Below are 18,215 nucleotides of genomic sequence, written 5' to 3'. Positions count from 1 at the left end.
CCGGGCGGGAAGTCGTCCGCGGCGCGGGGGCCGAGTCCGAAACAGGCCCGACGCGTGCGCCTCCGGTGGGCGACGCGCCGACAGACAGAAGATTCGATTCCGTTTCCCGCCCGGCTGGACCGTAGACTCATTCCTGTCACCAACCGCCTCCCCGGGAGCAGCCCTATCGTGACCGAACAGACCGAGAACGAGCCACGCGAGGAATGCGGCGTATTCGGGGTCTGGGCCCCTGGCGAGGACGTGGCGAAGCTCACGTACTACGGCCTTTATGCGCTGCAGCACAGAGGGCAGGAAGCGGCAGGCATCGCCGTCGCTGACGGATCTCAAATCCTGGTGTTCAAGGACCTCGGTCTGGTCAGTCAGGTGTTCGACGAGCAGACCCTGGCCGCCATGCACGGCCACGTCGCCGTCGGACACTGCCGCTACTCCACCACCGGCTCCACGACGTGGGAGAACGCGCAGCCGGTGTTCCGCAACACCGCCGCCGGCACCGGCGTCGCGCTCGGCCACAACGGCAACCTGGTCAACACCGCCGAACTGGCGGCCCGGGCCCGCGAAGACGGCCTGATCAACGCGCGTGGCCATGTCGCCGCCACCACCGACTCCGACATCCTGGGCGCCCTGCTGGCGCACGGCGCCGCCGACTCGAGCCTGGAGCAGTCCGCGCTGGAACTGCTGCCGCAGGTGCGCGGCGCGTTCTGCCTGACCTTCATGGACGAGAACACCCTGTACGCCGCGCGCGACCCGCACGGCGTCCGTCCGTTGTCCCTGGGCCGCTTGGACCGCGGCTGGGTCGTCGCCTCCGAGACCGCCGCACTGGACATCGTCGGCGCGTCGTTCGTCCGCGACATCGAGCCCGGTGAACTGCTGGCCATCGACGCCGACGGCGTGCGCTCCACCCGGTTCGCCAACCCCGAGCCCAAGAGCTGCGTCTTCGAGTACGTGTACCTGGCCCGTCCGGACAGCACGATCGCCGGCCGTTCGGTGCATGCCGCGCGTGTCGAGATCGGCCGCCGCCTGGCGGAAGAGAAGCCCGTCGACGCCGACCTGGTCATCGGCGTGCCCGAATCGGGCGTGCCGGCGGCTGTCGGCTACGCGCAGGGCTCGGGTATCCCGTTCGGTCAGGGCCTCATGAAGAACGCCTACGTCGGGCGCACCTTCATCCAGCCGTCGCAGACCATCCGCCAGCTCGGCATCCGGCTCAAGCTCAACCCGCTGAAGGAAGTCATCCGCGGTAAGCGGCTGATCGTCGTCGACGACTCGATCGTCCGCGGCAACACCCAGCGCGCCCTGGTCCGCATGCTGCGTGAGGCCGGCGCCGTCGAGGTGCACGTGCGCATCGCGTCGCCGCCGGTGAAGTGGCCGTGCTTCTACGGCATCGACTTCGCCACCCCCGCCGAGCTGATCGCCAACGCCAAGAGCACCGAGGCGAGCGAGGACGAGATGCTCGAGGCGGTCCGGCACGCGATCGGCGCCGACTCCCTCGGCTACATCAGCCGGCAGGGCATGATCGCCGCCACCGAGCAGCCCGCCTCCCGGCTGTGCGCGGCCTGCTTCGACGGCAACTACCCGATCGAACTGCCAGGTGAAGCTGCCCTCGGCAAGAACGTCGTCGAGCACATGCTCGCGTCGGCGGCCCGCACCGGCCTGCCGCTGACGGCCGACAACGACAACGCCTCAGCCCTGCGCCGTCCCTGACCTGACGCCCGTCAACAGGCGCGACGTGCATCCGCGAGGGTGCGACCGGTAGCCTTGGGGCCGATGACTAGCCAGGATGAGCGAGCTGAATCGATTGGCGCCTCCTACGCTTCGGCGGGGGTTGACATCGAGGCAGGCGATCGCGCCGTCGAATTGTTCAAGCCCCACGCCAAGAAGGCCACCCGCCCCGAGGTACGCGGCGGCCTCGGAGGTTTTGCCGGGCTGTTCGGCCTGAAAGCCGGGTACCGCGAGCCACTGCTGGCTTCGTCGACCGATGGTGTGGGCACCAAACTCGCCGTGGCGCAGGCCATGGACAAGCACGACACCGTCGGCATCGACCTCGTCGCGATGGTCGTGGACGACCTCGTGGTGTGTGGCGCCGAGCCGCTGTTCCTGCAGGACTACATCGCCGTGGGCCGGACCGTGCCCGAGCGGGTGGCCGAGATCGTCTCGGGCATCGCCGACGGCTGTGTCCAGGCCGGCTGTGCGCTGCTGGGCGGTGAGACCGCCGAGCACCCGGGTCTGATGGAGCCCGACCACTACGACATCTCCGCGACCGGCGTCGGCGTCGTCGAGGCCGACGACCTGCTGGGCCCCGAGAACGTCCGCCCCGGAGACGTGATCATCGCCATGGCCGCCACCGGCCTGCACTCCAACGGCTACTCGCTGGCCCGCAAGGTGCTGCTCGAGATCGACCGCATGAGCCTGTCGGGCCACGTCGAGGAGTTCGGCCGCACGCTCGGTGAAGAGCTGCTGGAGCCGACCCGCATCTACGCCAAGGACTGCCTGGCACTGGCCGCCGAGACCCAGGTGCGCACCTTCTGCCACGTCACCGGTGGTGGACTGGCCGGGAACCTGGAACGCGTCATCCCGCACGGCCTGACCGCCGAGATGGACCGCGGCACCTGGACGCCGGCGCCGGTGTTCCAGATGATCGCCCAGCGCGGCCGCGTGGAGCGTGCCGAAATGGAGAAGACGTTCAACATGGGTGTCGGCATGGTCGCCGTCGTCGCGCCGGAGGACACCGACCGCGCACTGGCGATTCTGACTGCCCGGCACCTGGATTGCTGGACCCTGGGCACCGTCAACAAGGGTGGCAAGAGCAGCGTTCGCGCCGAGTTGGTGGGCCAGCACCCGCGCTTCTGACCTTCAGGTCGTGCGCGGGGGCTGGGCCGGCGGCCTTGGGACTCAGGGCCGCTCGTGGGGTCTAGTGACGCCAGTCGTCTTCGGGAACGGCCCAGCGACCGGCGGGCTCGTCGTCCGAGTCGTCGTCGCCCAGGTCGTCATCGAAGGCACTGGTGCGGTAACCAACGGGGTCGTTCGAGAGCTCTCGTTGCAGCCGACCGAAATCGGTCTGCGGTGAGCTGTACTTAAGGTCTCGAGCAACCTTGGTCTGCTTTGCCTTTGCTCGGCCGCGGCCCATGGGGGACCCCCTCGCGCAATAACGGAGCGGCCCGATGTGCAGGCGGCTCCGATCTGAGTGTGTTTATTGTCCTGCCGTTAGCTTACCGTGCCCGGCGGTCTCATGCTGGCAGGCCACCCTTACGGGGGTCTGAGGGCCGAATCGTCAGCCCTGGTCGAACAGGATGACCTGACGAATGGCCTGCCCGTCGGCCAGCCGATCCATCGCCTCGTTGATCTGATCGAGCCGAATCCGCGCGGAAATGAGCTTCTCCACCGGCAGCTTCCCGTCGCGCCACAGTTGCGCGTACCTGGGGATGTCGCGGGCCGGGACCGACGAGCCCAGATAGCTGCCGACGACCATCCTGGCCTCGGCGGTGACCGTCAGCGGTGAGATGGCGGCCAGTGCGGCCGCGGCCGGCAGGCCCACCGTGATGGTGTTGCCGCCCGGCAGCGTCGCGCCGAAGGCCGTCTCGAAGGCGCGGGGATGCCCGGCACACTCGATGACGTGCCGGGCCTTGATGCCGAGTTCAGCGGCCTGACCTGCGGTATAGGTCTCGGTCGCGCCCAGCGCGGCTGCCTGGCCGAGCTTGTCCGCGGCGGTGTCGACCGCGATGACCCGCGCGACCTGCAGCGCCCGCGCGGTGATGACGGCCGCCATGCCGACGCCGCCGAGGCCGACCACCATCAGGCTGTCGGTCGGCGCGGGCCTGGCGACGTTGAGTACCGCACCACCGCCGGTCAGCACGGCGCAGCCGAGCATCGCGGCGACGTCGGGCGGGACATCGGATCCGACGGGCACGACGGAGGCCCGGTCGACGACGGCGTGGGTGGCGAAACCGGAGACGCCGAGGTGGTGGTGCACGGGCCGGCCGGCCGCACTCAGGCGCCGGCCGGCCAGCAGCGTGCCGGCGGAGTTCGCCGCGGATCCGGTCGGGCACGGCAGGCGGCCGCCTTCGGCGCAGTCGGGGCACTCGCCGCAGCGGGGCAGGAACGACATCACGACGCGCTGCCCGGGGCGGATGTCGCCGACGGCGTCACCGGTGGCGACGACGACACCGGCTGCCTCGTGCCCCAGCAGCATCGGCAGCGGGCGGGGCCGGTTGCCGTCGACGACGCTCAGGTCCGAGTGGCATACGCCGGCCGCCTCGATCCGGACCAGCAGCTCGGTCGGGCCGGGATCCGCCAGCTCCAGCTCGCCGACCGTGATCGGCCGCGACTGTGCGTACGGCCGGGCCCGCCCGGCCTCCTCGAGGACTGCACCGGTGATCTTCATCGGCGGGCCAATGCCGCGAAGGCGTCGTCGGTGCGGTCGAGCGCGTCGTGGATGTCCGTCGCCGTGTGGGCCGCGCTGAGGAACCAGTTGTGGTACGGGTGCAGGTAGACGCCGCGGGCACCGGCCTCGTCGCACCACAGCCGGGTCTGGCTGAAGTCGTCGTCACCGGCGAACCGCAGCAGTGGCATCTGCACCGGCCCCGTCTGCACGACCTCGAAGCCGTGCGCGCGGGCCTGGGCCGCCAGCCCTTCGCGCAGGCGCTGACCGGAGTCGGACATGCGCTGCATCGCGTCGGTGTCGCGCAGTTCCCGGATGGTCGCCAGCGCGGCCGCCATCGACACCGCGGAGTACCAGAACGACCCCGTGGCGTAGATGCTGCCAGCCGCTTCTCTCATCGCTTCGGTGCCCGTCACTGCCGCCAGCGCGTAGCCGTTGGCGATGGCCTTGGACCACGCCGACAGATCGGGACGCACGCCCAGCGGCTCCCAGCTACCGGCGAGGTCCAGCCGGAAGCCGCAGCGGACGTCGTCGAGGACCAGCGCCGCGCCGGTGCGGTCGCACAGTTCGCGTAACCCCTTGGCGAACAACGGATCGGCCAGTTCCTGATCGCGGTACACGTCGTGCCGGAACGGGCAGACGATGACGGCGGCCAGATCGCCGCCGGCGCGGTCGACAGCGGCGCGAAGGGAATCGAGGTCGTTGTACTCGAAGTAGTCGAGATGCGCCCGGTCCTCACGCGTCACCCCTGCCGTCACGGGGGTGCACCACGGCACCGCACCGTGATACGCCCCGTGAGCGATGAGCACCTTGCGCCGCCCGGTGGCCGCGCGCGCGATCGTCACACACGCGGTGGTGGCGTCGGTGCCGTTCTTGGCCAGCATCGCCCAGTCGGCGTGGGCCACGGTGTCGACGAGCAGTTCGGCCAGTTCCACCATCACCGGAGCCGCGCCGTTGAGGCAGTCGCCCTTGGCGATCTGCTCCGAAACCGCTTGTTGTACAGCTGGATTGCGATGGCCGAGCACCACGGGGCCCCAGCCGCACATGAAATCCAGGTACGTGTTGCCGTCGGTGTCGGTGATGCGGCAGCCCTCGCCGGTGGCCATGTACTGCGGCAGCGTGGCCGAGAACGACCGCACATTCATGTGTCCGTACATGCCGCCGGGGACGACGAGCCGGGCTCGTTTGGTCAGGGCCGTGTCGTTGTGGTCGATCATCGCAACAGCTCCCGGGCCACCGCCGCGACACCGGGTGCGTCCAGCCGGTACTTGGCATACAGCGCCGCCGGGGGACCGACGGGGATGTACTCGTCGGGCACACCGTGTTTGGCGAACGGCACGGTGGGCGCGCCGTTCAGGAACAGCGCTTCGGCGACCGCCGACCCCAGGCCATTGGTGACGTTGTGTTCCTCGACGGTGAGGATGGCGCCGGTCTCGTGCGCGGCGGCGAGTACCTCGTCGATGTCGAGCGGCGCGACGGTGTGCATGTCGACGACGCGGGTCCTGATGCCTTCGTCCGCCAGGATCGCCGCGGCCTCCAGGGCCGGGTGGACCTCGCTGCCGGTGGCGATGATGGTCAGGTTGTGGCCGTCGCACAGCCGGATGGCCTTGCCGAAGGTGAGCTCGGGCACCGTCTGATAGACCTCGGGGTCGCGGCCGCGGCCCAGCCGGATGTACATCGCGCCCGGGTGGTCGACGGACGCCCGCAGGATCGCGCGCAGGTGGTTGGCGTCGGTCGCGCAGACGACGGTCAGTTCGGCGAAAGTGCGCAGTACGCCAAGGTCTTCCAGCGCGTGGTGGCTGGTGCCGTAGAACCCCATCGACATGCCGGAGTGGTGTCCGACGATCCGCACGGGCATCCGCGGGTACGCGCAGTCGGTGCGGATCTGCTCGGCGCACAGCAGTGCCGAGAACGACGCGAACGTCGCGGCGAACGGCACGTAGCCGCACGACGCCATGCCGGCCGCGGACGTGATCATGCCCTTCTCGGCGATGCCCATGTTGAAGAACCGGTCGGGGTGGCGTGCGGAGAAATCGGTGGCCCGGTTGGCGCTGGCCAGATCGGCCGTCAGCACGACGACGCGCGGATCGTGGTCGGCCAGGTCGGCCAGTTCCTCACCGAACACGAACGCGGGAATCGAACTGACGTCGCTGCCGTCGAACGAGCGCTTGTCGCGCAGTTCGGTGGCGCCGCCGCCGAAAATCTCTGCCTGGTCCTGGGTTTCGGTCATTTCGCTGCCTCCAGCGGACGCAGGCCGGCCTGCAGTTCCGCGATCACGTCGTCGTAGTCGGCGCCGACGAGGTTGCCGACGTGCCAATCGGGGTTGTATTCCATGAGCTGCACGCCGCGGCCCTTGACTGTGTCGGCGACGATGAGCTGTGGTGGGCCGTCGGGCTTGTCGGGCAGGGTGCCGAACAGATCCAGCAGCGCCGCGGGGTCATGCCCGTCGACGCGGTGGGTCTGCCAGCCGAAGGCGGCGAAGCGGTCTTCGATGGGCTCGACGCTCATCACGTCATCGGTGAAGCCGTCGATGCACAACTGGTTACGGTCGACGATCGCGACCAGCTTGCCGAGGCGGTAGTGCCCGGCGGCGTTGGCGGCCTCCCAGATCTGGCCCTCGTGCAACTCGCCGTCGCCCAACATGCAGAAGGTGCGGTACGGGCGGTTGCCGACCCGTCCGGCGAAGGCCATGCCGACGGAGATGGACAGGCCGTGGCCGAGCGAGCCCGAACTGAAATCGATGCCCGGGATCTTCTTCATGTCGGGGTGATCGCCGAACGGGCTGCCCAGGCGTGTGTAGTCGTCGAGCGCCGACGGCGGGAAGAAGCCGACTTCGGCCAGCACCGGGTACAGGCCGATCGCGGCGTGGCCCTTGCTCAGGACGAACCGGTCACGGTCGGCCCATTTCGGTTCTGCCGGGCGGTATTTCAGGACCGAGTAGTACAGGGCCGCGAACAGCTCGGCGGCCGAGAAGGACGACGTGTAGTGGCCGGCGCCGGCGATCCGGGACAGTCGCACGGTCTCGAGCCGGATGAACTTCGCCCGGTCGGCGAGTTGCTCCAGTGCTGCCGCCCGGTCGGGCGTTCCCGTTGGTGGAATCATCTGCTGCTCCCTTGCAGTGGGTGGTGCCGACCGGGGCGTGCCAAAGGCGATGTGGCGCAACGGGTATGGCGCTGATCGCAGTTCCGGCTGTGGTCGGCCTCACGCTATGGTGGGAGATCTTTCGAGGCTGGACGGGTGCCACCGAATTTCGTTCGGAAACTCAGGCGAACAAGACTCTTTTTTCGGCTGCGGCCCGTATTGTCCGAGATGCGCCGAAGGATGTGCTGCCCGAACTCGGGCGCGGACGCCGCGGCTTCAGGCTGTGGCACGAGGAGGTTCAGATGCAGCGGTATGAGGACGGCCGGGTCGGAGAGGTCAAGACCGACGAGATCGACGAGTTGTTGCTCTGGGAGCTGACCACCAACGGCCGGCGCACCAACAATGAGTTGGCCCGCAAGGCGGGAATCGCGCCGTCGACCTGCCATGCGCGGATCAAGCGGCTCGAGCAGCTCGGTGTCATCCGGTCGATCAACGCGTTCGTGGACTACGAGGCGCTCGGATTCCCGGTGCAGGCAATCGTTTTCGTGCGGCTGCCCGCGTCGGCGCGCGATCAGGTGAAGAGCTACGCCAGTCGGGTGATCCGGTTTCCCCAGGTGCTCAACGTGTTTCACATGGGCGGGCCGGACGACTTCCTGATCCATGTGGCGTGCACGTCGACCAGTCAGCTGCGCGACTTCGTCGCGACCAAGCTCAGTTCCGGGCCCGTCGCGGCCACGACGACCAGCATCATGTTCGATCACTACATCGGCGTCCAGCACATGGAATACGTCAGCGGTTACGACGAGATGCGTCGGCCGATCCGGTAAATACCGAAGAAATTTCGGCGGGCACCAGGTCTGGCCGGGCTTGTTTCGAAGAACATCGAAACTTCCGGACCACCTGGCGCACGATGTTCGGAATCCTCCCGGGGCCCGAAATGTGGTCTGCATCATAGGCAGCGTCTTGCCGCCACGGCCCGCCCCGAGAGGAATTCGACGATGACCGCAGCAATGGAACTGCTCGCCAAGCACCGGATGTCGATCGGTGGTCAGGAGCGCGACAGCGCCTCCGGTCAGGTCATCGAGATCCGCGACAAGTTCGACGGCCACCTCATCGGCACCGTGCCGGCCGGCACCGTCGCCGACGCGCAGGACGCCCTCGACGCAGCCGTGGCCGGTGTCGAAACCTGGTCGGCAACACCGGCGTTCCGTCGAGCCGCCATCCTCAAGACCGCCGCTGCACAGATCCGCGCCGACCGCGCCCAACTGAGCGCGATGCTGTCGGCGGAGAACGGCAAGACCATCTCCGATGCCAGGGCGGAGATCGACACCACCGCCCGCATCTTCGACGGCTTCGCCGAAGAATCCCTGCGGCTGTTCGGGCAGACCATCCCCCTCGACATCCAGGACGGGCTGCAATCGGACCTCATGCTCACAGTGCGTGAGCCGCTCGGCGTCATGGTGGGCATCGTCCCGTTCAACTTCCCGGCCGAGTTGTACGCGCACAAAGTGGGGGCCGCGCTCGCCGCGGGCAACCCCATGATCGTCAAGCCGCCGGAGGACGACCCGATCGTCACCGTCATGCTCACCGAGATCCTGCACCGGGCCGGAGTGCCCGGCGCCGCACTGCAATTGGTCACCGGTTATGGCCACATCGTCGGCGCGCACCTGGCCGGCAGCCCCGACATCGCGGCGGTCACGTTCACCGGCAGCACCGCGGTAGGCGCCGTCATCGCCGCCGCCGCGGGCCGCAACGTCGTTCGCGTCTTCCTCGAACTCAGTGGCAACGACGCCTTCATCGTCTGCGACGACGCCGACCTCGACACGGCCGTCGACCATGCCGTCGCGGGGCGCACCTACGCCAACGGACAGGTGTGCGTGGCCACCAAACGCATCATGGTCGTCCGGTCCCGCTATCAGGAGTTCGTGGACCGCCTGCGTGAGCGGGTCGCGGCGCTGCGGGTCGGCGATCAGCGCTGCGAAACCACCGATGTCGGTCCGCTCATCAGCGTCGAGGCAGCGCGGACCGTCGAACGGCAGATCCACGAAGCCGTCGAGCAGGGCGCGCGGGTGCTGGTCGGTGGCACCCGGCGCGGTCCCTTCATCGACCCCACGCTGCTGGAGATCGACACCCGCGTCGGCATCGCCACCGACGAAGAAATCTTCGGGCCCGTCTTCTCGGTGCTCGCCGTCGACAACCTCGACGAGGCCATCGAACTCGCCAACGCCTCCCAATTCGGGCTCAATGCAGCGGTTTTCACCAACGACGTCACACAGGCCATCCGCGCCGGCCGGCGCATCAAGGCCGGCATCGTCTCGGTGAACGGCGGCAACACCTACCGGCCCGACGTGGCCGCGTTCGGCGGCTACAAGAAGAGCGGCCTGGGGCGTGAAGGGATCGCCTACACGCTCGACGAATTCACCCAGGTCAAGAGCATCGTGCTGCGGGGCGTGCTCGCCGACTGACCCCGCCCGCTCGCCCCGCCGTTCCTGGGTTCCCGGAATTCACCCCGACAGCGTCGTCAGAAAGCCGAAAATCAATGATCAACACTCCACCATCCGACCCCGCGACGACGCTGGAAGCAGCGCCCGGGACACACACCATGCTGCAGCGCGGGCTGGGCGTCGGCTCCATCGTGTTCATGGTCGTCGCCGCGGCGGCCCCGCTGGCCGTCGTCACCGCCAGCGTCCCGATCATCATCTCGGTGAGCGGCAGCGCCGCCGCGCCGCAGTTCTTCCTGATCGCGATGGTGATCCTGGCGCTGTTCTCGGTCGGTTTCACCTCGATGAGCAAGTACGTGCCCAATGCCGGCGCGTTCTACTCGTACATCCAGCGCGGCCTGGGACGGCACGTCGGGGTGGGCGCGGCGGCACTCGCGCTGGGGTCTTACGGGGTGATGCTCATCGGGCTGTACACCTACCTCGGCGTGGCCACGTCGAAGCTGTTGACCGCGGTGCACATCGGAATTCCGTGGTGGGCCAGTGCGATTGGCTGGGTCTGCCTGGTCGGGGTGCTGGGCTACCGCGACATCGAGCTGAGCTCCAAGGTGCTGGGGGTACTGCTGATCGCCGAGACGCTGGCCGTCGTGCTCGTCGACATCGGTGTCATCTGTGCAGGCGGAGCCGGCTGGTCCGGCGGCGAGGGCGGCCTGAGCCTCGTACCGCTGTCACCGTCCGAATTCGCCATCGGCGCACCGAGTCTAGGCCTGATGTTCGCGTTCTTCTGCTTCATCGGATTCGAGGCCACCGCGGTGTTCCGCAACGAAGCCAAAGACCCCGACCGCACCATTCCGCGGGCGACCTACACCGCCGTGGTCTTCATCGGACTGTTCTACGCGCTGGCGGCATGGGCGGTTGTCGAGGGCCTGGGTGTGGATCGGGCCGTCGATTCCGCCAAGGCCGAGCCCGAGAACGTCGTGCAGAATCTGGCGAGCACCTACATCTCACCGATCCTCACCGACGTCATCCAGGTGCTGCTGGTGACCAGCTTCTTCGCCTGCGTGCTGTCGTTCCACAACGTCATCACCCGCTACCAGTTCACGTTGGCGACCAAGGGGCTGCTGCCCGCGTCGCTCGCCGAGGTCGACGAGCGGCACCGCACGCCGTCCCGGTCGTCGCTGGTGTTCACGGTGATCTCGCTGGCCGCCATGGTGGCTGTCGGGGTGATCGGCTGGGACCCGATCACGCAGACCTACATGTGGTTCTCGGGCGCATCCACGCTGGGCCTCATCGCCCTCATGGCGATGACGAGCCTGGCCGTCATCGTCTTCTTCCGGACACAGGAGCACGGTGCGAGCGTGTGGCACACCGTGATCGCGCCCGGCCTGTCGTTCCTCGGGCTCACCGCGATCCTGCTGCTGGTGATCAAGAACTTCGCGCTCCTGGTCGGCAGCACCACCACTGCGGTGGTGCTCGGTGGGCTCATCGCCGCGATCTTCGCCGCGGGCGTGGCCGTCGCCGAGCGGGTTCGGTGCCGTCGTCCCGACCGCTACCGGGCGCTGGTGCAGGACAACTAGTTCCGGGCGCCGCCGCGCAACCGGTCCACCGCGGCCCGGCCTGCGCCGGCAGACGTGTCGGCCTCCGGCAGCGAGTCCGCGTCGATCGCGGCGGGCACCTCGGCGTCACCGCCGGTGGTCAGCTCGGTGTCGGCGGGCACGCCGCGCTTGAGCAGCGCCAGCGCGATGGGGCCGAGGTCCACATGCTCGGCGACGGTCCCGACGCGGCCGATCGCCCGGCCGCCGGCGAGTACCGGATCACCCGTCGCGGGGCGGTCGTCGCCGCCGTCCAGATGCAGCAGGACCAGCATGCGGGGCGGCTTGCCCAGGTTGTGGACCCGCGCGACGGTCTCCTGGCCGCGGTAGCAACCCTTGTCCAGATGTACGGCGCCGACGCCCGGGCCGCCGATCCAGCCGACCTCGTGCGGGATGGTGCGCTCATCGGTGTCGACGCCCAGTCGCGGCCGCAGCGCCGCTACGCGCAGGGCCTCGTAGGCCCACAGCCCGGCGGGCCGGACACCCGCGTCGAGCAGCCGCTGTCGCCATGTCGCGGCGTCGGCCCGCGGGACCACCAGCTCGATCTCGTCGGGGCCCACTCGGCGGACGAAACCGCCCTGGGGCAGCGGCGCGGCGGTCCAGGCGGCGTCCGGGGTCGGCAGGTCCAACTGGTTGACGGCGGGCCCGAGCAGCGACAGCACCGCGAGGTCAGCGGGGTTCACTTCGACCTTCGACCAGAACACCATCTTGCGCAGGAAGTCGGCGAGCGGCTGCCCGCGCCACGACTCGGTGTCCAGCGTGGTGACGCCGCCGAGTTCGGTCTGCAGCCAGTGGTCCTCGACCCGGCCCTGGCCGTCCAGACTCAGGTTCTGGACGACGGACCCCTCCGGAAGGGCGCTGACGTGCTGGCTCGAGATGGTGTGCAGCCAGCTCTGGCGATCGTCGCCGGTGAGCTCGATGGTCGCGCGGTGGCCGCGGTCGACGACGACGGCCTCGGTGGCGGCGGCACGCTGCTCCCCGAGCGGGTCGCCATAGTGCCAGACGGCGCCGGCGTCGGGTCCGGATTCGGGGGCGGGAACTGCGCTCATGCTTCGAGCGTAGTTGGCGTCCCGACTAGCCTTCTGGCCGTGACCACCCCGCCGCCCATCGTCGTCGCCGTCGACGGCTGCCGGGCCACGGTCCGCGCCGACGATCCCGTGTTCTCCCGCGGCGACGGGGTTTTCGAGACGGCACTCGTGCGTTCGGGGGCCGTCTGCCTGTTGGACGAGCACCTGGCGCGGCTGACGGCGTCGGCGGCATTGGCGGGCCTGCCGTGTCCGGACGCCGGCCGATGGCGGGCGGCGGTGACGGCCGCGGTGGCCCAGTGGCCCGACGGGGAGGCCGTGCTGCGGCTGGTGCTCGGCCGCGGCGTCGACGGTGTGGTGGCCTTCGTGATGGTCTCGGCCGTGCCGGAGCGCGTCGCCGCGGCCCGCCGGGACGGCGTCGCGGCCGTGACTCTGGTGCGGCCCCACTGGCCGCTGGCCGCCGCGAAATCGTTGTCCTATGCGGCGAACGTGGCCGCGCTGCGGCACGCCGAACGGGCCGGCGCCGGCGACGCCGTGTTCGTCGACGCGACGGGCGCGGTGCTCGAAGGGCCGCGCTCGGCCGTCGTGCTGGCGGTTCGTGGCTCAGCCGGGGAACCCGTCCTGGTGACGCCCGATGCGTCGTCGATCCTGCCGTCGACCACGCAGCGCGCGCTGTTCGCGGCCGCCGCGGCGCAGGGCATCGAGTGCGTGTACCGACGGGTGACGGTACCGGATTTGATTGCCGCGCAAGGTGTTTGGCTGCTTTCGGCGATCACGCTGGCGGCGCGGGTGCATACGTTGGATGGGCGGACGCTGGCGGCTTCGCCCTTCGAAGCCTTGATCAGCGGGTTGATCGACCGGCAGATCTGAGCCCGAGAAAAATCGGTTGTCGGGTCTTCGACCTGGGAGTACGGTCGCACGTACACAGGGAAGGAGGTGGTCCGACAAATTGATTGATTCTTTGAGGACATGTGAGGTGGCTGCCCGCTAGTAGCGCCGGGTAATTCCCGAGCGCACTCGCGAATTCCCGCAGCCACCCGGCCCCCGAGCCTCCCGGTCTTGTCCAACCAGGAACCTTGGCTCGGGGGCTGCCTCATGTCCGGGGTAGGTCAGCCGGCCGGCGGAGGCGTCGGCGCGAGCGAGTTGCACGCCTGCGTCGCGGACTTCCAAGTGTTCTCGTCGACCCCGGGAGGAGCCGGCGGGGTGCCGTGCTCGCCACTGGGCGGGGGACCCTGATGGCCCTCGTGCTTGCCCGGAGCGCCCGGCGGCGGGCCCTGCGGCGGCGCGGGAACGCCGTGCTCGGTCAGGCACTGCGCGAAGGCGTCACCACCGGGTGGCGTGCCCGGAGCTTCCGAGCCGGACACCGGTGCCGCGCTGCTGGACGAGGCTGCCGACGACGCCGTGCTCGAGCTGCTCGGCGCCGAGTCGCTGCTCGACGAACACCCGACCACACCGCCGACCAGCGCGGCCGCAGTCGCACTGAAGACGGCGAGACGAATAGCGGAAGGAACCACGTTTCCCCCAATCTGGTTGCGAATTGCTGACCAGGCAGACGCTAGAGAGCGCCGATGGGGGAGTGATATCGAGAATCTAGGCGTCACCTGTGAAGTGGCGGCGCCGAGACCGACGAAACCCGACGCGAAGCCGAAGCAGCGTCAGCCGACGAAGCGCGACAGGCGCGCGGAGAGGTGCGGGGTCAGGCCGCCGTCGGCGTCCACGCGCTCCTCGACGTAGGCCAGGTCGCCGTTCTCGATGATGCCGTAGAGCCGCTTCGCGCCGCCGACGAGCATGCCGGACTTGCTACGGGCCAGGGCGTCGGTCGCCAGTTCCCAGGAGGCCTGGTTCAGCGGGGTGCCGTAGAACAGCTCGACGTAGCCGGCCGAATGCGCCAGCAGCAGCTCGATGGCCTGGGACTCGTCCTGCCCGTGGGGATCGTTCGGGTCGTTCACGAACCGCCAGTAGCCGGTCTCGCGCAGGCCCGGGCCGGCGTATTCGCCGTTCTCGTCGAGCCGCCAGGAGCGGGCATCCCAGTTGAGGTAGTCGCCGCCGTTGTGCGACACGATGATCTGCTGGCCGAAGCGGTAGTCACCGGCGGAATCGCGGCCTTCGCCCTCACCGCGCCAGACACCGACGAGCGGCAGCAGGGCCAGCAGGGCGTCGTTGAAGTCCGCGCCCTCACGGAGGTTGGCGGTATCCGCGGGCAGTGGCAGGTCGTCGAACCCGGGTACGTTGCGCGCGGCCGTGGCCTTGGCGCGATCGGCCGCCGCGGCGATGGCGCGGTCGCCGGAACCGGCCAGCGCGCCGAGCTCGCCCAAGCCGTCAGGGGCTGAATCGCTCCTCGCGTGCGCGGGGTCCTGGTCGGACGTCACGACTCGTCGGTGATCAGGCGGTACAACGCGTAGAGCGCAAACCAGGTGATGGCCAGCGAGGCCACGACCAGCAGGATCTCGAAGAAAAGCACCACGGACAGACAGGTTACTCGGGATGCCGGTGTGACGTGCGCCGCACCGGCCCCTCAGATGCGACGAGCGGCCGCATCTGTACGTCCAGACACGGAGTGTCGGGGTACAAACACGGCCGCTCGCGGCAGTAAGAACTAACTCAGGTCACGCGACCTTGACGTCGACCTCGTGGATGCCGGCACCGGTCGGCGCCACCACGGCGTCGCCGTTGCCGACCTTGGACAGCGCACGCAGCGTCCAGGTGCCGGGCGCGGCGAAGAAGCGGAAGTCACCGGTGGCCGACGCGACGACCTCGGCGGTGAACTCGTCGGTGCTGTCCAGCAGGCGCACGAATGCCCCGCCGACAGGCTGGCCCGAGCCGTCGACGACGCGGCCGGTGATGACCGTTTCCTTCTCCAGATCAACGCTGGCCGGCAGCGTCAGGCCTTGCTTGGGTGCAGAGCACATATCAATTTCCCAACTCGATCGGGGCACCCACCAGGGAGCCGTATTCGGTCCAACTGCCGTCGTAGTTCTTTACATTCCGATGGCCGAGCAACTCCTGCAGCACGAACCAGGTGTGCGACGAACGCTCACCGATGCGGCAGTAGGCGATGGTCTCCTTCTCGCCGTCGAGGCCGGCGTCGGCGTAGATCTTCGCCAGCTCCTCGTCGGACTTGAAGGTGCCGTCGTCGTTGGCGGCCCGGCTCCACGGCACGTTGATGGCGCTCGGCACGTGGCCGGGGCGCTGGCTCTGCTCCTGCGGCAGGTGCGCGGGAGCCAGAATCTTGCCGGAGAACTCGTCGGGCGAACGCACGTCGACCAGGTTCTTGGTGTTGATCGCGGCGATCACCTCGTCGCGGAACGCGCGGATGCTGTTGTCAATGGGCTTGGCCTCGTACGAGGTCGCCGGGCGGACGGTGGCGTCCTTGACCAGCGGGCGGTCGTCGAGCTCCCAGCGCTTGCGGCCGCCGTCGAGCAGCTTGACGTCGTTGTGGCCGTACAACTTGAAGTACCAGTAGGCGTAAGCCGCGAACCAGTTGTTGTTGCCGCCGTACAGGACGACGGTGTCGTCGTTGCTGATGCCCTTGTCGGACAACAGCTTCGAGAACTGCTGCTGGTCGACGAAGTCACGCTTGACCGAGTCCTGCAGATCATCGCGCCAGTCCAGCTTGACGGCGCCGGGGATGTGCCCCTCGTCGTCGTAGGCGCTGGTGTTCTCGTCGACCTCGACGAACACCACGCCGGCGGTGTCGAGGTTGTTCTCGGCCCATTCGGTCGAGACCAGGACGTCGGAACGTGCCATGTACGAATTCCTTTCGGTTGCTTATGAGCTCTAGCGGGTCAGGTGGCGGGGACGCCCGTGCGGCGCAGTCGCGCCACCAGGGGGTAAATCTGGCAACCGAGGCAGATGCCGAAGGCAGCGTTCAGGAAGGCGGCGATCAACGCGAACGCGGTGGCACCGAGTCCCAGGGCGGTGATACCCGTCGCGAAGCCGACGAATCCCGCGATGGCGAACAGCAGGCCCACGAGTTGGGCGAACTTCAGCGGTGCGACCGGTTCCTTCTCCGACACCGGCGCCAGCCGCGGCGCGATGAAGGTGGCGAAGATCCGGCCATAGGGGTGCTTGCGCGGGCCGCCGATCGCGCCGATCGCGAACACCACGGCCTGCACGCCGAGGATCACGGCCGCGGCGATCGGGCTGACAGCCGACACCAGCAGCGCAGCGATCAGCACCGCGGTGGTGACCCAGGCTGCGAAGCGGGGTCCACGCACGTCGACCTGCGGGGTTTCGATGGAATTGTCTGACATGGGAAAGCTCCTGTTGTTTGTGATCGTGGACTGGCCACAGAAGGGCTGCTCGGAGCGCAACACGAAATGACGGCGCGGCTACTCAGCAGCTACAACAACAACAGCAACAACCCGCAACGCGGCACAGATCTACTGCGCGACGCTTGGTGAGCAGGAGCTCGCGGGGGGCCAACACGGCAGACAGCTTACCCAAAGACGGGGTGGTCAGGCCAACAGCGGTAGCAGGGCCTCGCGCAGATCAGCGGATTTCGGGACGCCCGCGGTGCGGTACCGCTGCTGCCCCGCGGCGTCGAAGATGAACGTCGTCGGCAGCGAGAGCACCGACAGTCGTCGGGCCGCAACGGGATTGGCGTCCAGATCGAGCTCGACATGCGCGACCCCGAGGTCATCACAGACCTGGTCGACGACGCGGCGCACGGCCGCACAGGGTCCGCACCACGTTGCGCTGAAATGCACGACGGTCGGGCCGGTGGTCGACAGGCCGAGGTCGGCGTTGTCGTTTTCGGCCGACGTCTCGGCCGGCACGACTTCCTTCATCAGGCCGGCGCGCAGCGTCAGCAGACGCCCGATGATGTACGCGATCCCGAGCGCGGCGACCAGGACCGTCAGCACCACGACTGTGGAGTTCATGATTGTCTGAACCCATCCAGGGGCACGGTTACTCCCGTGGCGATGCCTTCGATGATGACGTCGGAGCCGCGCGCCCCCTCGCTGGTCGGCGTGAGCCCGAACGGCAGCTTCATCCCCGGCATCGTGGTGGAGAAGGCCCGCAGGACCGCGGCCTTCTTGTCGTCGGGCACCTTTTCTTCCGCCGTGCCCGGACCGGTGAGCACATCGGTCGCCGTGAACACCAGGTTCGTGTGGTCGGCGCCGGTGATGGACAGGTCCACCGAGACGCTGACGCGCTTGTTCAGGCCGGCGGCGGCCGGGGTCCCGGTGAACACGAGGCCGTGGTTCTCGGAGATACCGGATTCGGTGGTGCCGCCGGTGGCGTCGTTGGAATCGTTGGTCGGGGCTTCCACCAACAGGTCCTTGATACCCATGAAGCGGCCGACATGGGTCGAGTCGACGATGATGCGGCTTTCCAGCTTGGCCGCGGTCAACTTGGCGTCGGGTCCGATCAGCCAGGACTTGGGCGTCGCGACCATGTCGTACAGCGTGGCCTCGATGGACGCCTTCCCCACGACGGGGTGCGCGACGGCGGCGGCCTTGACCTCGACCTGCTGGTAGCGGCCCCGCGCCGCCTGGGTCGCGAAGGGGAAACCGAGGATGGACACCCACGGATCGAAGTGCAGGTGGGCCGCGGTCCGGACGCTGCGGGACATTCGGTATTCGGCGAAGATCGCGAAGCCGAAATCGGTGCCGACGACCGCGAGGATCAGCACGACCGCTGGGATCAGCAGCCGGGTCAGCACCTTACGCATCCGGACATTCTGGCGTACGGCCAGCCACGC

At 68.7% G+C, this 18,215-nt stretch carries 20 protein-coding genes; 6 read left to right on the top strand and 14 right to left on the bottom strand.

Features of this window, described 5'->3' with window-relative positions; genetic code table 11:
• Nucleotides 1-165: 165 nt before the first annotated feature.
• On the top strand, nucleotides 166-1,698 hold the full coding sequence (gene purF / locus ACJH6H_RS22050; RefSeq protein ID WP_406775827.1) for an amidophosphoribosyltransferase: 1,533 nt from the start codon (nucleotides 166-168) through the stop codon (nucleotides 1,696-1,698).
• Nucleotides 1,699-1,761: 63 nt separating this feature from the next.
• Nucleotides 1,762-2,844 (top strand): phosphoribosylformylglycinamidine cyclo-ligase, encoded by a 1,083-nt coding sequence (gene purM, locus ACJH6H_RS22045; protein WP_406775817.1) that lies wholly within the window; start codon nucleotides 1,762-1,764, stop codon nucleotides 2,842-2,844.
• Between the two features lie 61 nt (nucleotides 2,845-2,905).
• Here the strand turns inward: purM and ACJH6H_RS22040 are convergent, their stop codons facing one another.
• From ACJH6H_RS22040 to ACJH6H_RS22020, 5 genes are all read right to left on the bottom strand, one after another.
• On the bottom strand, nucleotides 2,906-3,121 hold the full coding sequence (locus tag ACJH6H_RS22040) for a DUF3073 domain-containing protein (RefSeq protein ID WP_318987077.1): 216 nt from the start codon (nucleotides 3,119-3,121) through the stop codon (nucleotides 2,906-2,908).
• A gap of 144 nt (nucleotides 3,122-3,265) precedes the next feature.
• Nucleotides 3,266-4,375, bottom strand: a complete 1,110-nt coding sequence (locus ACJH6H_RS22035; protein WP_212813459.1) for an alcohol dehydrogenase catalytic domain-containing protein — start codon at nucleotides 4,373-4,375, stop codon at nucleotides 3,266-3,268.
• Complete coding sequence (locus ACJH6H_RS22030) at nucleotides 4,372-5,589, bottom strand: aminotransferase class III-fold pyridoxal phosphate-dependent enzyme (RefSeq protein ID WP_212813457.1); 1,218 nt, start codon at nucleotides 5,587-5,589, stop codon at nucleotides 4,372-4,374. Before ACJH6H_RS22030 ends, ACJH6H_RS22035 begins: the two co-directional genes overlap by 4 nt.
• Nucleotides 5,586-6,602, bottom strand: a complete 1,017-nt coding sequence (locus tag ACJH6H_RS22025; RefSeq protein ID WP_406775816.1) for a transketolase family protein — start codon at nucleotides 6,600-6,602, stop codon at nucleotides 5,586-5,588. The genes ACJH6H_RS22030 and ACJH6H_RS22025 overlap by 4 nt, the downstream gene beginning before the upstream one ends.
• Nucleotides 6,599-7,474, bottom strand: coding sequence for a transketolase (locus ACJH6H_RS22020; protein WP_406775815.1), 876 nt, complete (start codon nucleotides 7,472-7,474; stop codon nucleotides 6,599-6,601). Before ACJH6H_RS22020 ends, ACJH6H_RS22025 begins: the two co-directional genes overlap by 4 nt.
• A gap of 65 nt (nucleotides 7,475-7,539) precedes the next feature.
• Between ACJH6H_RS22020 and ACJH6H_RS22015 the strand changes: the two genes are divergently transcribed.
• The 3 genes from ACJH6H_RS22015 (at nucleotide 7,540) to ACJH6H_RS22005 (ending at nucleotide 11,468) form a co-directional block, all read left to right on the top strand.
• Nucleotides 7,540-8,280: an Lrp/AsnC family transcriptional regulator gene (locus ACJH6H_RS22015; protein ID WP_406775814.1), complete on the top strand. Its 741-nt coding sequence runs from the start codon at nucleotides 7,540-7,542 to the stop codon at nucleotides 8,278-8,280.
• 171 nt (nucleotides 8,281-8,451) lie between these two features.
• Nucleotides 8,452-9,918 carry an aldehyde dehydrogenase gene (locus tag ACJH6H_RS22010; RefSeq protein ID WP_212813449.1) on the top strand — a complete coding sequence of 489 codons (1,467 nt, stop codon included), beginning with the start codon at nucleotides 8,452-8,454 and terminating at the stop codon, nucleotides 9,916-9,918.
• A gap of 74 nt (nucleotides 9,919-9,992) precedes the next feature.
• A complete protein-coding gene (locus tag ACJH6H_RS22005) occupies nucleotides 9,993-11,468 on the top strand; it encodes an APC family permease (RefSeq protein ID WP_212813447.1) in 1,476 nt (491 codons plus the stop codon).
• Here the strand turns inward: ACJH6H_RS22005 and ACJH6H_RS22000 are convergent.
• Nucleotides 11,465-12,532: a folate-binding protein YgfZ gene (locus ACJH6H_RS22000; protein WP_212813445.1), complete on the bottom strand. Its 1,068-nt coding sequence runs from the start codon at nucleotides 12,530-12,532 to the stop codon at nucleotides 11,465-11,467. The two genes, ACJH6H_RS22005 and ACJH6H_RS22000, sit on opposite strands and share 4 nt — an antisense overlap.
• A 57-nt stretch (nucleotides 12,533-12,589) precedes the next feature.
• Here ACJH6H_RS22000 and ACJH6H_RS21995 point away from each other — a divergent pair, with 57 nt between their 5' ends.
• Nucleotides 12,590-13,378, top strand: coding sequence for an aminodeoxychorismate lyase (locus ACJH6H_RS21995; RefSeq protein WP_371824591.1), 789 nt, complete (start codon nucleotides 12,590-12,592; stop codon nucleotides 13,376-13,378).
• A gap of 239 nt (nucleotides 13,379-13,617) precedes the next feature.
• On the opposite strand, the gene ACJH6H_RS21990 is transcribed toward ACJH6H_RS21995, so the two are convergent.
• The 8 genes from ACJH6H_RS21990 to lmeA form a co-directional block, all read right to left on the bottom strand.
• On the bottom strand, nucleotides 13,618-14,022 hold the full coding sequence (locus ACJH6H_RS21990; protein ID WP_244872684.1) for a hypothetical protein: 405 nt from the start codon (nucleotides 14,020-14,022) through the stop codon (nucleotides 13,618-13,620).
• A 141-nt stretch (nucleotides 14,023-14,163) separates the two neighbouring features.
• A complete protein-coding gene (locus tag ACJH6H_RS21985) occupies nucleotides 14,164-14,823 on the bottom strand; it encodes an FABP family protein (protein WP_212814988.1) in 660 nt (219 codons plus the stop codon).
• A gap of 291 nt (nucleotides 14,824-15,114) precedes the next feature.
• Complete coding sequence (locus tag ACJH6H_RS21980; protein ID WP_020098804.1) at nucleotides 15,115-15,417, bottom strand: DUF1416 domain-containing protein; 303 nt, start codon at nucleotides 15,415-15,417, stop codon at nucleotides 15,115-15,117.
• A gap of 1 nt (nucleotide 15,418) precedes the next feature.
• Nucleotides 15,419-16,255 carry a sulfurtransferase gene (locus tag ACJH6H_RS21975; protein ID WP_061001504.1) on the bottom strand — a complete coding sequence of 279 codons (837 nt, stop codon included), beginning with the start codon at nucleotides 16,253-16,255 and terminating at the stop codon, nucleotides 15,419-15,421.
• 38 nt (nucleotides 16,256-16,293) lie between these two features.
• The gene (locus ACJH6H_RS21970; RefSeq protein WP_212813441.1) at nucleotides 16,294-16,761 is read right to left on the bottom strand and encodes a DUF4395 domain-containing protein; all 468 of its coding nucleotides are present in this window, start codon (nucleotides 16,759-16,761) and stop codon (nucleotides 16,294-16,296) included.
• Between the two features lie 82 nt (nucleotides 16,762-16,843).
• Entirely contained in the window at nucleotides 16,844-16,936 is a 93-nt protein-coding gene (locus tag ACJH6H_RS21965) for an Ms5788A family Cys-rich leader peptide (RefSeq protein ID WP_350224456.1), read from the bottom strand.
• Nucleotides 16,937-16,965: 29 nt separating this feature from the next.
• Nucleotides 16,966-17,391 carry a thioredoxin family protein gene (locus ACJH6H_RS21960; protein ID WP_318987067.1) on the bottom strand — a complete coding sequence of 142 codons (426 nt, stop codon included), beginning with the start codon at nucleotides 17,389-17,391 and terminating at the stop codon, nucleotides 16,966-16,968.
• On the bottom strand, nucleotides 17,388-18,185 hold the full coding sequence (gene lmeA / locus ACJH6H_RS21955; RefSeq protein ID WP_318987066.1) for a mannan chain length control protein LmeA: 798 nt from the start codon (nucleotides 18,183-18,185) through the stop codon (nucleotides 17,388-17,390). The genes ACJH6H_RS21960 and lmeA overlap by 4 nt, the downstream gene beginning before the upstream one ends.
• Nucleotides 18,186-18,215: the final 30 nt, after the last annotated feature.

The sequence above is a fragment of the Mycobacterium sp. SMC-21 genome (assembly GCF_045310825.1).
GTDB lineage: Bacteria > Actinomycetota > Actinomycetes > Mycobacteriales > Mycobacteriaceae > Mycobacterium.
The sequence above is the reverse complement of the archived record's forward strand: the minus strand, read 5'-3'. Positions and strand labels throughout refer to the sequence as shown.

Excerpts from the sequence above, each read along its gene's own strand:
- ACJH6H_RS22040 (WP_318987077.1), bottom strand. The coding sequence starts at position 3,121 with ATGGGCCGCGGCCGAGCAAAGGCAAAGCAGACCAAGGTTGCTCGAGAC.
- purM (WP_406775817.1), top strand. The coding sequence starts at position 1,762 with ATGACTAGCCAGGATGAGCGAGCTGAATCGATTGGCGCCTCCTACGCT.
- ACJH6H_RS22025 (WP_406775816.1), bottom strand. The coding sequence starts at position 6,602 with ATGACCGAAACCCAGGACCAGGCAGAGATTTTCGGCGGCGGCGCCACC.
- ACJH6H_RS22020 (WP_406775815.1), bottom strand. The coding sequence starts at position 7,474 with ATGATTCCACCAACGGGAACGCCCGACCGGGCGGCAGCACTGGAGCAA.
- ACJH6H_RS22005 (WP_212813447.1), top strand. The coding sequence starts at position 9,993 with ATGATCAACACTCCACCATCCGACCCCGCGACGACGCTGGAAGCAGCG.
- lmeA (WP_318987066.1), bottom strand. The coding sequence starts at position 18,185 with ATGCGTAAGGTGCTGACCCGGCTGCTGATCCCAGCGGTCGTGCTGATC.
- ACJH6H_RS22030 (WP_212813457.1), bottom strand. The coding sequence starts at position 5,589 with ATGATCGACCACAACGACACGGCCCTGACCAAACGAGCCCGGCTCGTC.
- ACJH6H_RS21970 (WP_212813441.1), bottom strand. The coding sequence starts at position 16,761 with ATGTCAGACAATTCCATCGAAACCCCGCAGGTCGACGTGCGTGGACCC.
- ACJH6H_RS21960 (WP_318987067.1), bottom strand. The coding sequence starts at position 17,391 with ATGAACTCCACAGTCGTGGTGCTGACGGTCCTGGTCGCCGCGCTCGGG.
- ACJH6H_RS22010 (WP_212813449.1), top strand. The coding sequence starts at position 8,452 with ATGACCGCAGCAATGGAACTGCTCGCCAAGCACCGGATGTCGATCGGT.
- ACJH6H_RS21980 (WP_020098804.1), bottom strand. The coding sequence starts at position 15,417 with ATGTGCTCTGCACCCAAGCAAGGCCTGACGCTGCCGGCCAGCGTTGAT.
- ACJH6H_RS22035 (WP_212813459.1), bottom strand. The coding sequence starts at position 4,375 with ATGAAGATCACCGGTGCAGTCCTCGAGGAGGCCGGGCGGGCCCGGCCG.
- ACJH6H_RS21975 (WP_061001504.1), bottom strand. The coding sequence starts at position 16,255 with ATGGCACGTTCCGACGTCCTGGTCTCGACCGAATGGGCCGAGAACAAC.
- ACJH6H_RS22015 (WP_406775814.1), top strand. The coding sequence starts at position 7,540 with ATGGCGCTGATCGCAGTTCCGGCTGTGGTCGGCCTCACGCTATGGTGG.
- ACJH6H_RS22000 (WP_212813445.1), bottom strand. The coding sequence starts at position 12,532 with ATGAGCGCAGTTCCCGCCCCCGAATCCGGACCCGACGCCGGCGCCGTC.